A 13,906-nucleotide genomic window follows, 5' to 3' on the forward strand; every position below is an offset into this window, starting at 1 on the left:
ATGGGCAAGCTCGGTTCCGCCTTTTACAATCGCCTGGTCATCATCGTTCCCTATGTCTGGCTGCTGCTATTCTTCCTGGCGCCGTTCTTCATCGTCTTCCGCATCTCGTTGTCGACGACGGCAATCGCCATGCCTCCCTACGAGCCGGTCTTTTCCCTCGGTGACGGCTGGGCCGGGTTCTGGGACAAGGTGAGCGCCTTCTCCTTCGAGAACTACAGCTATCTGATCGACGATCCGCTCTATGTGAACGCCTACATATCGAGCCTCGTGATCGCCGGGGTATCGACGTTCTTTACACTGCTGATCGCCTATCCGATCGCCTATGGCATGGCCCAGGCGCCCCGCACCATCCGCCCGACACTGCTGATGCTCGTCATCCTGCCGTTCTGGACGAGCTTCCTGATCCGTGTCTACGCCTGGATCGCAATCCTGAAGCCAGAGGGGTTGTTCAATCAGCTGCTGCTGTCGTTGCATGTCATCGACAGTCCGTTGATCATCCTGAACACGAATGTCGCGGTCTACATCGGCATCGTCTATTCCTATCTGCCGTTCATGGTCCTGCCGCTCTATTCCTCGCTGGAGAAGATGGAGGGCACCCTGATCGAAGCCGCGCAGGATCTCGGCTGCACGCCGATCACCGCGTTCTGGCAGGTGACCTTCCCGCTGTCGCTGCCGGGGGTCGTGGCCGGCTGCATGCTGGTGTTCATCCCGGCGGTCGGCGAGTTCGTTATCCCCGACCTGCTTGGCGGATCGCAGACGCTGATGATCGGCAAGACGCTCTGGAACGAGTTCAATGCCAACCGCGATTGGCCGGTGTCCTCGGCGGTGGCGACGATCCTGCTGCTGATCCTGGTGATCCCGATCGTGTTCTTCCAGAACGCGCAGGCCAAGGCTGAGGGGAGGTAGACATGCTGCGATGGACCCGCTTCAACGTCGCCTCCGTCGCGCTCGGCTTTGCGTTTCTTTACCTGCCGATTGTCCTGTTGGTGGTGTTTTCTTTCAATGAGTCGAAGCTCGTGACTGTCTGGGGCGGCTTCTCGACCAAATGGTACGCCTCGCTCTTGCACAATCAGGCTTTGCTCGATGCCGCCTGGGTAACTGTTCGCGTCGGCATACTCTCGGCCACCGCGGCCACGATCCTTGGAACGCTCGCAGCGATCACGCTGGTGCGCTACACGCGCTTCCGGGGGCGCATGCTGTTTTCCGGCATGGTCTACGCGCCGCTGGTCATGCCTGAAGTGATCACCGGCCTGTCGCTTCTGCTGCTGTTCGTGGCGATCGGCCTCGACCGCGGCTTCTGGACGATCACACTGGCGCATACGACGCTGACCATGTGCTTCGTTGCCGTCGTCGTGCAGTCGCGACTGCTGAGCTTCGACAGTTCGATCGAGGAAGCGGCGCAGGATCTCGGCGCACCGCCGGTGCGGACCTTCTTCGAAGTGACGCTGCCGATCATTGCGCCTGCGGTGCTCTCCGGCTGGATTCTCGCCTTCACATTGTCGCTGGATGACCTCGTCATTGCGAGCTTCACCTCCGGCCCCGGGGCGACGACGCTGCCGATGAAGATCTACAGCCAGGTCCGCCTCGGGGTAACGCCCGAAATCAACGCGGTCTGCACCATTCTGATCGGGATCGTGGCGATCGGCGTCATCTGCGCCTCGTTGATCACCAAACGCCGCGAGCTGCAGCGCGAGCGCGATGAGCGTGCAGCGGCAAACGCGCCGTGATTACTTGGTCGATCCCTGCTGCGTGACGGGAGCCGGCGAGATGACCGGCTCCGGCCAGGCGCCGCCAACGAAGAACGGCAGAGGCGGGAAGCTCGTTGACGCCGTAGGGTCCGTCGCTTCGATCGTTCCCGACAATGCCAATCCATTCGATCGGTATGGAACGACGCCGGAAAGGATGAGCGTCTGCTGCGGTCCTTCGATCCGTCCGCCGTGGATTGTCGCCGCGCCATCCGCGAGATCGGCGGCGATGTCGAAATTGTCGAAGGCGAAGGCTCGGTGGGATACTGCATTCAAAGGGAAGAAGTCGGCCCGTGCGGCCTCTTCGCGTACGGCCTCCGCATCGAAGCCCGGAAGCGAGCCCGCGCGCGCGCGGAAGGCGATCCTGCCGGTCACGTCGCCCGCGCCGGCCTTCCAGAGCGGCATTGTTGTCTTGAGCGATATGTCGAGAGAGCCGGTGGCAAGGGGCAGCGGTCCCTTTAGCTGAAGCCGCTCGATCAAGCCGGCAAAGTCGGCGCCGCGGATCGACAGCTGCAGCTTGCCGCCGCCGTCGAAATCCCCGCGCATCGCCTCCAGATGAGCGGACAGCGCGCCACCTTCAAACTGGCTGTCGCCGATGTCGAACTTCGCCTCGTTGCTGGAAACGATGATGCTCGCGCCGACATCCGAAAGCGTGAAAGGCTCGATCAGGGCCTGCTTCGCGGAAAGCCGGAGGTCGAGATCCAGCTTCTGCAGCGCACCGCCATCCGGTGGCCCATTGGCTTCACCGGCTGCCAGGCGAAGTATGAACGCATCGAAGAGCGACCTGAAGTTCATCTGGTCGAAAGCCAGCGTGCCGCCGAGCTTGGCGCGTTTGCCCGGCGGAAAGGCCACATCCATGACGCCCCTCGCATTCGATCCGTTCATGCTCATGCTGACATTGTCGAAGCGAAATCCGTTCGGAACCGAAGCGACATCGGTCTCGATCGCGAAGGTCTTTAGGGTCGCGAGACCGGGAAGTGAACGGTCGGCCCATGTCAGAAGAGCAGGCAGATCGCCGATGCTGAGGGACATGTTGCCGGCAAGGTCGAAGAAGTGCGAAATGTTCGCCAATCCCTGGAACCGTGCGGTGAGCAGGCTCGAGGTCAGCGATGCGCTCATTTCGGCCTTGTTGCCGCCGAAGATGAGCAGCGGGCTTGGGGACGAGAAGTCGAGCTTGAGGTCCTGTCCGCTCGTCCGCGCGATCAGCACGGCAGTGATCGGACTCGATAATTTGCGCCAACTGACATCGGCGGTCACGCCATCGAAACGATAGGTCCTACCGCTTGCGACATCGGCGACATTGACCGTCCCGTCCTCAACGGTAATGGCGCCGACGCTGGCATCCAGTTTTTTGTCGAGGATCTCTCTCCCACCTTCGTCGCGTGCGCCTGCGATCGCCCTCGCCAGAAGCCCCTCATTGGTCCAGTCGATCACGCCGCTGCTTTCGCGGGTAAGCTGCAAGTTGGGGCGGAGAAGGTGGAACTCGTGGAAGCTCGCACGCCCCCTGATCGCATCAATCAGGCTGAACTCGGCGGATAGGCTTTCGATCGTTCCCAGGAGCTTCTTGCCGTCGCTTTGCTGATGAACCGAAATCTTGCTGAGGGTGATGCGAGGCGTCGGCCAGAATTCGATCACCGGCTTGCCGGCGATCTCGGCGCGATAGCCAGCCCAATTGGAGAGCGCATCCTCAATGCCGGAGCGAACGAGGCCGGTGGAAATCAGATAGGGGGCGGCGACGCGAAGTGCCACGAAGATCGACAGCACAACAAGCAGGGCGACCGTGGCCAGCCTCGCAAAGCTGGGCAGCCAGCGGGTCACAGGCCCGATTTTCCTCCGCCATCGCGGTTGTCGTGACGTCCCCATACAATCCGCCAGTCTCTTCGGCCACTGCCCTTAATGCTCTGAAATGCCGGATATATCAAATGCCGCCCGCTTGCAAATGCACGCCGCTGGCTGTGCTCGTCACTCCCTTTATAAGCTGATATTGCATGGTATATAGGCGAACGAACAGGAGGAGTGTCGAATGCGCGACGATAAGCCACTTTGGGTGCCCTCGCGAGCATCGATCGAGGCAAGTCCGATGTATGCCTTCATGGAGAAGTGCAATCGCGACTTTGGGCTTTCACTGGCAGGCTATGACGATTTGCACGCCTTTTCGGTCGCCGACAGGGAGCGGTTCTGGACATCCGTCTGGGAATTCTGCGGCATCAAGGGCGAGCGTGGAACTTCTGCGCTCCGCAACGGCGATGCCATGCTCGATGCACGCTTCTTCCCCGACGCGACCCTGAATTTTGCCGAGAACCTGCTTTCCGGAGAAGGCGTCGGTGATGCACTGATCTTTCGGGGGGAAGACAAGGTTGCCGATCGCTGGAGCTGGGGCCGGCTGCGTAGCCTGGTTTCCAGGCTGCAGCAAGCATTCAAGGCTATGGGTATAGGTTCCGGAGATCGAATTGCGGCGATGATGCCGAACATGCCGGAAACGGTGGCCTGCATGCTGGCGGCCGCTTCGGTCGGCGCGATCTGGTCGTCCTGTTCGCCCGACTTCGGTGAGCAGGGCGTACTCGATCGTTTTGGTCAGATCGAGCCGAAGCTTTTCATCGCCTGCGATGCTTATTGGTATGGCGGCAAGCTGCAGGACGTGAAGGGCAAGGTGGCGACCGTGACAAAGCGGCTCGGCGCACCATGTCTCGTCGTTCACTATGCCGGGGATGCGTCTGCGGTCGTCAACGAGACGCCCGGCGCGAAGACACTGGAAGACTTCATCGCTCCGTTCGAACCGCGTTCCGTCGAGTTTGTACGCCTGCCATTCTCGCACCCTCTCTATATTCTCTTCTCGTCGGGAACGACCGGCGTTCCGAAGTGCATCGTTCATTCCGCCGGCGGCACATTGTTGCAGCATCTCAAGGAACACCGGCTGCATTGCGGAATTCAGCCGGGGGAGAAGCTTTTCTATTTCACCACATGCGGCTGGATGATGTGGAACTGGCTGGTGAGCGGACTGGCAGCTGGCGCCACGCTTTGCCTGTTCGACGGTTCGCCTTTCGCACCCGACGGCAACGTGCTTTTCGACTTTGCGGCAGCCGAGAAGTTTGCCGTCTTTGGCACGTCAGCCAAATATATTGACGCAGTGCGCAAGAGCGGGCTGACCCCGCGCACCAGCCATGACCTCTCCAGTCTTCGGCTGATGACGTCGACCGGGTCGCCGCTGTCGCCCGAGGGCTTCACCTTTGTCTACGAAGGGGTCAAGGAAGACGTGCAGCTCGCCTCCATTTCCGGTGGCACCGATATCGTCTCCTGCTTCGTTCTCGGCAATCCTTTGCAACCGGTTTGGCGTGGCGAAATCCAGGGGGCCGGCCTCGGCCTTGCAATGGATGTGTGGGACGATGAGGGCAAACCGGTTCGGCAAGAAAAGGGCGAACTCGTCTGTACAAAGGCGTTTCCGTCGATGCCTGTGATGTTCTGGAACGATCCCGACGGCGCGAAGTACAAGGCGGCTTACTTCCAGCGTTTCGACAACGTGTGGTGCCACGGCGACTTCGCCGAATGGACCGAGCACGGTGGCATCGTCATCCATGGACGGTCTGACGCTACGCTCAATCCTGGCGGCGTCCGCATTGGAACCGCGGAGATCTACAACCAGGTCGAACAGATGGGCGAGGTCGCGGAGGCACTCTGCATCGGCCAGGAATGGGATGACGATGTCCGCGTGGTTCTCTTCGTGCGTCTGGCGCCCGGCGCAGCCCTTACCGACGAGTTGGTGAAGGCGATCAAGAACCGTATTCGCACCGGCGCCTCGCCACGTCACGTTCCCGCAAAGATCATCGCCGTCAGCGATATTCCCCGCACCAAGTCCGGAAAGATCGTCGAGCTTGCGGTTCGCGAGGTCGTCCACGGCCGGGCGGTGAAGAACAAGGAGGCCCTCGCCAATCCGGAGGCGTTGGAACTCTTTGCGGGGCTTGCGGAATTGCGCGTGTGACCGACGGAGCGCACCGGCCGATTACAAGCTTTCACCTTTGAGACATTGAAGTCTGCGGCAACCTTTCGTTAATAAACGTTGGTCAGAAGTAAATCTAACTTGGGGCTGCGTATGAACGAGGCAGCCGGAGCCTGTGGCTCCCGAAACATGATGTTAAATTGACTAAGCCCTTGTTGAACAGCACCCGAACTCTGAGGCAGCCTTTTGGCTGCCTTTTTTCGTTCAGCCTGCCAGGACGCGCTGCGACGGGAAAGCGATCTCGACCAGCGTGCCTTCGTTGGGTGCGGAGCTGATCGCGAAGATTGCCCGGTTCGCGTCGACCATCGCCTTTGTCAGCGGCAGGCCGAGTCCCGTGCCGTCGCCACGGTGGCGCGACTGCGCTGAAACCTGACGGAACGGCTTCATAGCTTGGTCGAGCTCGCTCCGGGTCATGCCGACGCCGGTATCGCGCAGTCGCAGTACGACGCTGCCGTTTGCCTCGTAGGAGGTGGAAACGACAATCTGCCCACCCGCCGGCGTGAACCGTATCGAGTTGGAGAGGATGTTGAGCGCGATCTGCTTAATCGAACGAAGGTCGGCAACGACATCAGGCACGGCTTGGGAGAGGGCGGTGCGGATGATCACGCGCTGGCTGTTGGCCTGCGGCTGGAGCAGCGAAACTGCCTCGGAAACTGCCTCGTTCAAGTCGATGGCACTGAAATCCAGGTCCATTTCGCCGGCCTCGATCTTCGAGATGTCGAGCAGATCGTTGACGATATCGAGAACATGGCGTCCGGACCGACCGATGTCGTTGGCATATTCGACATAGCGCGGATGCCCGATCGGACCGAAACGCTCGGTTGCCATCATGTCGGAGAAGCCGATGATCGCATTGAGCGGCGTGCGGATCTCGTGGCTGACCCGCGCGAGGAAATCGGTCTTGTGTTCGTTGGCGGTCTCGGCTGCGCTCTTGGCGCTGCGCAGTTCGTCCTCGGTGCGTTTCCACTGGGTGATGTCGCGAATGACCGCGCAATAGCCGCTGGAAGAGGTGAGCCGCCCCATCGTCATGAAGAGCGGCACGAAGCCGCCCCCGGCCTCGCGGCCGATAACTTCCCGGCCATCGTTGAGCACGCTTGCGACACCGTGATCTGACAAGCCGCCGAGGTAATCGAGCACAGCCTTTTGGCTCTCATGCGCAAAAAGCATGACGAACGGCTTCCCGCGGGTCTCTTCGTCGTCGTAGTTGAACAGTGCACTCGCCGAGCGGTTCATCGAGCGGATGTCGCCCTCGGCGCCAATTGTGACGACCCCATCGGTTGCCGTTTCCAGGATCGAACGCAGTTCTTCGACTTCCACCTGCAGCTTGGCGACCTTCTCCAGCATCCTGTCGAAGGAGCGCGGCTCTGCCGGCGGTGCAGGGCGCGCGGGAACCGCCGCGTCGATTGCTGCCGGCATCAAGGCGAGCATCAAGGCACTGGTTTCTTCCCAGCGGATGGACTGCAGCCGCGCCGTGACCGGAACGAGATTATCATCAACCGTTACCAGCATCATCGAGCCGGAACGGCCGGCACGTTCTTCAAGCTCTGAGCGCTGCAGCAGCGCATCAATGCCACCGACTTCGCTCAGCGCTTCCAGCGTCTCGTAGCCGGTCAGTCGCATGAATTCCGGGTTGGCGTGGATCAATTGGTCGCCCGCATGCACGAGGACGGCGACGGGCAACTGGTCGATCGTAGCGGCGGATAGCCCGGCGGCCATTTTTGCGCGCGGCGGGATGAAGCTCGCCAGCATGTCCATTTGGCTGACGGTTTCCTCCAGCCCTTCGGTCACACCGTCGTCGGTCGCATCGGCCGTCTCGGGTTCGTCAGCGACAGCCTGTGCCTCGTCGGTTTGTTCCACTTCGGACGAGGCGTCGATGGTGTCGTCTTGGAATGCGGTCGGTTCATCATCGTGCTTGCTGACCGTCGGCGTCTCCACCGCCGGGAGGTCGCGGTCTTCGGTCTCGCTCACCGCAGGCTCGTCGTCGCGCGGCTCCGGCTCGCGGACACCGAAGGCTTCGAGACGCTTGGCGATCTCCCGGAAATTTGCCTGCTCGGCGGAGGTGAGCTTTGGTCCGACGCCGTGGAGTTGCACGATTTTATCGGTCAGGCGACGGCTTGGATTCTCGACGATCCGCAATGGCGGAGGCTCTGCGACTGGAGGCGGATTGTTTGTCGGCTCGGTCGTCGCCTCAATATGGGTGTCAGCGGCCGCGGCCTCTTCAGCAGGAGGCTCAGAAGCAGGTGCGAGCGTCTCTTCGCTGGCAGCCGCTTCATCCGCGAGCGCCGACACCGCGTCATCTTCGGAGGCCTCGACCGGCTGACCGAGTGCTGCCACATCATTGATGATGCCGTTCGCACCAAGCGTCAGTCCGAGCGCCAGTGGATCTTCGGCGGCATCGGACAGGCGCACGACGCCGAACCCGCGAAAGCCGTCGAATTCACGGCTTCGGGTGTAGGTGGGCAGGGCTGCGAGATCGACCGGCACAGCCAGGCTGGTTCCCTCGATCGGCCAGTTGATCGTCTTGCCCGACCAGGTATCACGGCGCGCCAGGGCTTCGCTGATCTTGCCTTCGGGATCGAGGTTAAAGAGCGCCGAAATATCGGTGAACGGCGTGCCGATGATGTCAGCCGCATGCGGCCCCACCGCCTCGGCAAATTCACTCGACACTTCGCTGAACCGCCCTGCCGCGTCGATCTTCCAGACGAAACGGGTCGCGCGACTGTTCGGATTGAAAACGAAGGCGCCCGCTCTAGCGCCGGGCTCGGGCTCGGGTTGCTCTGCCTGGGCGACGACTTCGGCATCCTGATCGGCTGCCGCGACGTTTTCGGCAGCTGGTGCTTCCGCCGCACTATCTTCGACTGCGGCGGCCACTGCTTCATCGTCAAGGGCGGTCACAGCGGGTTCTTCCGTCAGGCTGTCCGGTGTGGTCTCGATTGCCGGTGCCTCCGCGTGTTCTGGCGAGGGCCGTTCGACAGCGTCCTCCGTCGCCACTGCGTGCAGCGGTTCGTCTTCCTGGCTGATCGCCTCATGCGCTGGCGCAGTGTCCACCGCTGCTTCGGCGATTGCGGCAACTTCCGTGGTCATCGCTTCGGCTGCATCGCTCTCATGGATGTCCTCTTCGGGAGGCTCTTCCATGTCTTGGATGCCGGCAATGGCATTGATTGCGTCGACGAAGCTTGCGGCTTGTGGCGCCTCGTTATGGTTAACGGCGGCTGTGGATAAGTCGTCTGCGGGCGCCGGTGCGTCGATCGGGTCGAGATGCCCGATGACGGTTTCAACGGCGAAAAGCAGATTGAGCACCGGCTCGTCACTGAGTCGTCCGACGGCCGCCGGAAGGTAGCCTTTTCCGGTCGCGACGGGTCGTTTCACCAATCGGTCGGCATGATCGCTGGCGAGCGTCGTCATGGCTTTGGCGGTCTGCTGGGTGACGCCGAGCGCGGCAAAGCCGGGCGAGGCGGCGATGATCTCGCCGCCGGCGCCAATCACGGCCATATGCGTATCGGGGTCGTCCAGTCCCTTGAGCATCTGTTCTGCAGAAGCTTTGATCGAGAGGGTGCGGGTCGTAACCGGTAAGGACAGAAGAACAGCACGCTCGCCCGAGGAAAGGCGGATCAGTTCGACTGTCGCCTGTACGGCAACGCGCTGGAAGCTCCTGGCAATACGGATCACGAAGGTGCGGCTGTCGCCGACATCTGCAAGCTGCCGTGCCGTCGCCTCGAGCTGGCGAAAGGTGATGTCGGCTCCGTCAATGCCTTGGTCAAGCAGGTCGTAGACTGCCGATTGCCCGAAGAGTTCGGCGCCGGCGCCATTCGCCCAGAGCGCGCGGCCGAGATCTGCAGACAGCAGGACCATAGCTTCGCCACGCGAAAAACGTTCCCGCACGCGTGGATGCACGGCGATGTCGATGAACGGATATTGGACTGTGGGCATGATCGAACCTTCAGCTTCGGTCATTGTGAAATTAATAGTCTATTAATAACGATAGGCCGGAATTGGGTCCAGAACAGCGCCCGGTTTTCGGCCGGAAAGGTTAACGCGTTGTGCGCCGCACAAACATGTTGCAATGCACAAATATCTGCGCTATATAATGAACATCTAACCTACGAGGCAATCACGCATGCCGAGGCAAAAGGAGCGCAAACCAATGGCTAGCATAAAGATGGACGACGTTTTTTCAATGTCGTCGTTTGATCCTTCCAAGTTCACTGAATCCTTCCGCGATTTCGCGGAAAAGGGCGCGCAGCAGTCGCGTGAAGCCTACACGAAGATGAAGACCGCTGGCGAAGAAGCGAGCAAGACGCTCGAAGCGACTGTTCAGACCGCCCAGGCAGGCGCCGTTGAGATCGGCCACAAGGCCATCGACGCTCTGCGCACCAACGCTGAAAACTCGCTGACGCACATGGAAGCGCTGCTTGCAGTCAAGTCGGTCGCCGAACTCGTCGAGCTGCAGACCACCTTCCTGCGCAAGCAGTTCGAGCTGACGATCGAGCAGGCCAAGACCATGCAGGAAACGTCCAAGCAGGTTGCCGAAAAGCTCGCGAAGCCTTCCAAGGAAGCAGCTGAAAAGGTCATGGCCTCCTTCAAGGCGGCCTGATTTTTCGACACGACACACGAAGGGGCTGGACCATTTGTCCGGCCTTTTTGTATATTGGGGAGAGATAGGGCTTGAATTAATTTCCAAGTCCTCGTATGTGACCCCCGTCGCGTCGGACGCGATTTGTGCGGTTGTAGCTCAGTTGGTTAGAGCGCAGGTTTGTGGCACCTGAGGTCGGAGGTTCGAGACCCCCCAACCGTACCATTCTTCACTCGTGATATCTGATCCCCCGCTATTCGAAGCTCAGCGCCTTTGTTCGCGCGAGCGGACCCGGCGCGTGAGCGATACGTACCCGGCCGGAACGATGGACGGCTCAGTCTGCGACCTGGATCACCAGCTCGATTTCGACGGGCAGGCCGAGCGGAATACTTGCGACGCCGAGGACCACTCGGCCGGAAAGCATTTCCGACCCGAAGACCTTGGCGAGGATGTCGGAGGCACCGTCGGCGACCTTCGGATGGTCGCGGAAATCGCCTACCGTCGCAATGTAGACGCCAAGCTTTGCCACCGCAGTCACTTTATCGAGCGATCCGAGATGCGCCCGAATCGCCGCAAGGACGCTCAGGGCGGCAATTTCGGCCGCCTTTTGTCTATCGTCTGCCGATAGCTCGGCGCCGACGCGGCCGATGACTTGCGGCTCGTTGCCGACGACGGGCAACATTCCGCTCAGATAGAGAAGATTGCCGATCTTGACGCTTTCCACGTAATTGCCAAAGGGCGTTGGCGCCGGAGGAAGCGTAATTCCGAGATCTTTCAGCCGCCGTTCTGCGCCAGCGGTGAACGCTTTGCCAGGGGTTACCATTTGCCCAAATGTGCGCCGCCGTCGACGTTCAGCACCTCCCCGGTTATGCGCGGAGCCTTCGTCAGAAACAGCACCGCATCGACGATTTCGTCGACGCTGGAGATGCCCGCCATGGGTGACAGCGTCTTCAGGAAGTCTTTTGGGTTATCCTTGTGAAGCGGCGTCTCGACAACACCGGGCGCCACCGTGTTCACGCGGATCCCATCCTTGGCATATTCCATTGCGATGTTCTTCGAGATTGCCTGGATGCCGCCCTTGGTCAGCATCGCAACCGAGGCATTCATGCCGGCAATCGGATGATCGAGCAGCGGTGTGGTGATGCTGACGATGCTGCCGCCGGTCTTCTGCGCCAGCATCTGCCGGACAACGAGCTGCGTCAGATGGAGAAAGCCTTCAAGGTTCGTTGAGCTGAGCTTTCTGTAGTCCTCGATCGTGTAGTCGACGAAGGGCTTTGTGAAGAAAATCCCGGCATTGTTGACGAGCGCGTCAATCGAATTGAACCGCTCGACGGCTTTCTCAACGACCTTCTTTGCCGTTGTCGGATCAGCGATATCGCCATCCACCCTAACCAGCCTGTCAGATCCCTGGATCTCCCTGGACTCGCTTATTCGTCGCGACGTTGCCACAACGCTGTAGCCCTGTTCTAGGAAAGCGTTGGTCAGACCGGCTCCGATGCCTTGGGAAGCGCCGGTAATCACAACCGTCTTATGCATCTGCATTTTGGTGGTCTCCTATCCTATGACAGCGTCTCCGCTGATCCTCAACCGGGGTCGATCGCTCCGGCAGGGTCAATATGATCCGGTGTGCATTTATTCATTAGATGGAAAGATATGGATTCTCTTTTTCAACTATGAGAAAATCATGGGATGGTTGACCTGAATGACGTCGCCGTATTCGTAAAGGTCGCGCAGCTTGAAAGCTTCAGCCGCGCAGCCCGTGCGCTCAGTATGCCGGTCTCCACGGTGAGCCGTAGGGTAACCGCTTTGGAGGAACAGCTGGGCGTCACTCTGCTTCAGAGGACCACGCGCAAGCTCAATCTGACTGCCCAGGGGCGCGCCTATTTCGACCAGTGCAGTGAACCGCTGAACCACCTCCACGACGCAGAAAGCGTGATAACTCGGGAGCAGAGGAGGCCCGAAGGGTTACTCCGGATTTCCGTTCCGGTGGTCGTCGGGCAGCAGCCCTTTTATGACTTCTTGTCTGAGTTTCTGAGGAAGTACCCAGAGATCAAGGTCGATGTTCTGATCACGAACATATTCCTGGACCTCATCGCCGAGAACATAGACGTCGCCGTTCGTTTCGGAGAATTGTCGGATTCGACACTCGTCGCACAACGTATCGGTAAGAGCATCCGCTACCTGGTTGCCTCGCCGGGATACTTGCAGGAACATGGCGTGCCTTCGCGACCAGAAGACCTGTCTGGTCACCGCTGCGTCCTGCTGAACGGGAGGAACAACGAAGCGGAATGGCATCTCATCAACGGCGAGAAGTCGATCAAGCTGCATGTAACCGGGCCGGTCGCCGTCCACGATGTCCAGTCCATCAGGGCCTTTGCCTGCAGGGGACACGGGATCGGGCTGCTGCCTTCAAACTATTGCGAGGATCAGATTGCCGGCGGCGATCTCGTCCGCGTCCTTCCGGAATGGTCGCCGCCGACGGTTTTCGTACACCTCGTCTATCCCACCCGACGGTTTCTTCCGTCGAAGCTGCAGGCCTTCCTGGCGGAGCTGAAGCGCTGGAAAAGTCCAGCGTGGACGCCGCTTCGATGACTGCGCTCGGGACTGACGGACGGACGCATGACCGTCCGCCAGGAGGGGTTTAGCGATCAATACTTCGATGGAACATAAAGCTGCGGCGGCAATACCTTGCGCTCGTAGTCGGGATTGAAGACGCGGTCTGGCAGCGTGATTTCCTCGTGCGGAACATCACCATAGGGGATCTGCTGCAGCAGATGATCAATGCAGTTCAGCCGCGCCCGCTTCTTGTCGTTGCCTTCCACGATATGCCAGGGCGCTTCGGGAATGTTGGTGCGCGCGAAGGTTTCTTCCTTTGCCTTGGTATAGGCCTCCCAGCGGACGCGCGATTGCAGGTCCATCGGCGACAGCTTCCACTGCTTCAGCGGGTCGTGAATGCGCACAAGGAAGCGCATCTGCTGTTCTTCGTCGGTAATGGAGAACCAGTATTTAACGAGCCGGATGCCCGAGCGGACGAGCATGCGTTCGAATTCCGGCACGTCGTTGAAGAATTGATCGACCTGATCTTCGGTCGCAAAGCCCATGACCCGCTCGACGCCGGAGCGGTTGTACCAGGAGCGGTCGAAGAGAACGATTTCGCCGCCGGCTGGCAAATGGGGGACGTAGCGCTGGAAGTACCATTGCGTCTTCTCGCGGTCGGAAGGGGCGGGCAACGCGACGGCACGAACGACGCGCGGATTGAGGCGCTGCGTGATGCGTTTGATCACGCCGCCCTTTCCCGCGGAATCGCGGCCCTCGAAGATCACGACGACCTTCTCCTTGTTGTAGACCACCCAATCCTGAAGCTTGATCAGCTCTGCCTGCAGCGACAGCAGCGCACGAAAATAGTCGAGCCGCGGAATCGATGCCGGGTGGGCGTTGCGGTAGATCTTGCGGATCGCATCGGAGAGCGCTGGCTCCGAGAGCTCCAGCTCATAGTCCTCGTCGATGGTGTCGGCCAGTTCGGCTTCGAGCCAATCGGATTGGTTGTTGTCGGATGTGTTGTTCATGGACGTTCACCCTCGATGCGTTCGTGGC

The 13,906-nt window shown here is 60.3% G+C and carries 10 protein-coding genes and 1 tRNA gene; 6 read left to right on the forward strand and 5 right to left on the reverse strand.

What is annotated here, in order from left to right; translation table 11 throughout:
- Positions 1 to 906: an ABC transporter permease subunit gene (locus tag ACSQ9D_RS01700; protein WP_436280902.1), complete on the forward strand. Its 906-nt coding sequence runs from the start codon at positions 1 to 3 to the stop codon at positions 904 to 906.
- A 2-nt stretch (positions 907 to 908) separates the two neighbouring features.
- Positions 909 to 1,727, forward strand: a complete 819-nt coding sequence (locus ACSQ9D_RS01705; RefSeq protein WP_037114085.1) for an ABC transporter permease — start codon at positions 909 to 911, stop codon at positions 1,725 to 1,727.
- Here ACSQ9D_RS01705 and ACSQ9D_RS01710 read toward each other — a convergent pair whose 3' ends face one another.
- Positions 1,728 to 3,608 carry an AsmA family protein gene (locus ACSQ9D_RS01710; RefSeq protein ID WP_436280903.1) on the reverse strand — a complete coding sequence of 627 codons (1,881 nt, stop codon included), beginning with the start codon at positions 3,606 to 3,608 and terminating at the stop codon, positions 1,728 to 1,730.
- Between the two features lie 160 nt (positions 3,609 to 3,768).
- Between ACSQ9D_RS01710 and ACSQ9D_RS01715 the strand changes: the two genes are divergently transcribed.
- Positions 3,769 to 5,721 (forward strand): acetoacetate--CoA ligase, encoded by a 1,953-nt coding sequence (locus ACSQ9D_RS01715; protein WP_436280904.1) that lies wholly within the window; start codon positions 3,769 to 3,771, stop codon positions 5,719 to 5,721.
- A 222-nt stretch (positions 5,722 to 5,943) separates the two neighbouring features.
- Here the strand turns inward: ACSQ9D_RS01715 and ACSQ9D_RS01720 are convergent, their stop codons facing one another.
- Entirely contained in the window at positions 5,944 to 9,669 is a 3,726-nt protein-coding gene (locus ACSQ9D_RS01720; RefSeq protein ID WP_436280905.1) for a PAS domain S-box protein, read from the reverse strand.
- A gap of 214 nt (positions 9,670 to 9,883) precedes the next feature.
- Between ACSQ9D_RS01720 and ACSQ9D_RS01725 the strand changes: the two genes are divergently transcribed.
- Both ACSQ9D_RS01725 and ACSQ9D_RS01730 read left to right on the forward strand, forming a co-directional pair.
- Complete coding sequence (locus ACSQ9D_RS01725) at positions 9,884 to 10,333, forward strand: phasin (protein ID WP_037114068.1); 450 nt, start codon at positions 9,884 to 9,886, stop codon at positions 10,331 to 10,333.
- Positions 10,334 to 10,460: 127 nt separating this feature from the next.
- Positions 10,461 to 10,537 (forward strand) — tRNA-His (locus ACSQ9D_RS01730).
- Between the two features lie 109 nt (positions 10,538 to 10,646).
- Here ACSQ9D_RS01730 and ACSQ9D_RS01735 read toward each other — a convergent pair.
- Positions 10,647 to 11,135, reverse strand: a complete 489-nt coding sequence (locus ACSQ9D_RS01735) for a RidA family protein (RefSeq protein WP_436280906.1) — start codon at positions 11,133 to 11,135, stop codon at positions 10,647 to 10,649.
- A complete protein-coding gene (locus ACSQ9D_RS01740; RefSeq protein WP_436280907.1) occupies positions 11,129 to 11,854 on the reverse strand; it encodes an SDR family NAD(P)-dependent oxidoreductase in 726 nt (241 codons plus the stop codon). Before ACSQ9D_RS01740 ends, ACSQ9D_RS01735 begins: the two co-directional genes overlap by 7 nt.
- Positions 11,855 to 12,001: 147 nt before the next feature.
- Between ACSQ9D_RS01740 and ACSQ9D_RS01745 the strand changes: the two genes are divergently transcribed.
- Positions 12,002 to 12,904: a LysR substrate-binding domain-containing protein gene (locus ACSQ9D_RS01745; RefSeq protein WP_436280908.1), complete on the forward strand. Its 903-nt coding sequence runs from the start codon at positions 12,002 to 12,004 to the stop codon at positions 12,902 to 12,904.
- Between the two features lie 56 nt (positions 12,905 to 12,960).
- On the opposite strand, the gene ppk2 is transcribed toward ACSQ9D_RS01745, so the two are convergent.
- A complete protein-coding gene (ppk2, locus tag ACSQ9D_RS01750) occupies positions 12,961 to 13,878 on the reverse strand; it encodes a polyphosphate kinase 2 (protein ID WP_436280909.1) in 918 nt (305 codons plus the stop codon).
- Between the last annotated feature and the right edge of the window lie 28 nt (positions 13,879 to 13,906).

The organism is Rhizobium sp. LjRoot258 (genome assembly GCF_964254185.1).
Lineage (GTDB): Bacteria > Pseudomonadota > Alphaproteobacteria > Rhizobiales > Rhizobiaceae > Rhizobium.

Bases quoted from the DNA above. Each gene is read 5' to 3' on its own strand.
- ACSQ9D_RS01725 (WP_037114068.1), top strand. From the start codon at position 9,884: ATGGCTAGCATAAAGATGGACGACGTTTTTTCAATGTCGTCGTTTGAT.
- ACSQ9D_RS01715 (WP_436280904.1), top strand. From the start codon at position 3,769: ATGCGCGACGATAAGCCACTTTGGGTGCCCTCGCGAGCATCGATCGAG.
- ppk2 (WP_436280909.1), bottom strand. From the start codon at position 13,878: ATGAACAACACATCCGACAACAACCAATCCGATTGGCTCGAAGCCGAA.
- ACSQ9D_RS01735 (WP_436280906.1), bottom strand. From the start codon at position 11,135: ATGGTAACCCCTGGCAAAGCGTTCACCGCTGGCGCAGAACGGCGGCTG.
- ACSQ9D_RS01720 (WP_436280905.1), bottom strand. From the start codon at position 9,669: ATGCCCACAGTCCAATATCCGTTCATCGACATCGCCGTGCATCCACGC.
- ACSQ9D_RS01705 (WP_037114085.1), top strand. From the start codon at position 909: ATGCTGCGATGGACCCGCTTCAACGTCGCCTCCGTCGCGCTCGGCTTT.
- ACSQ9D_RS01745 (WP_436280908.1), top strand. From the start codon at position 12,002: ATGGTTGACCTGAATGACGTCGCCGTATTCGTAAAGGTCGCGCAGCTT.
- ACSQ9D_RS01740 (WP_436280907.1), bottom strand. From the start codon at position 11,854: ATGCAGATGCATAAGACGGTTGTGATTACCGGCGCTTCCCAAGGCATC.
- ACSQ9D_RS01700 (WP_436280902.1), top strand. From the start codon at position 1: ATGGGCAAGCTCGGTTCCGCCTTTTACAATCGCCTGGTCATCATCGTT.
- ACSQ9D_RS01710 (WP_436280903.1), bottom strand. From the start codon at position 3,608: ATGGGGACGTCACGACAACCGCGATGGCGGAGGAAAATCGGGCCTGTG.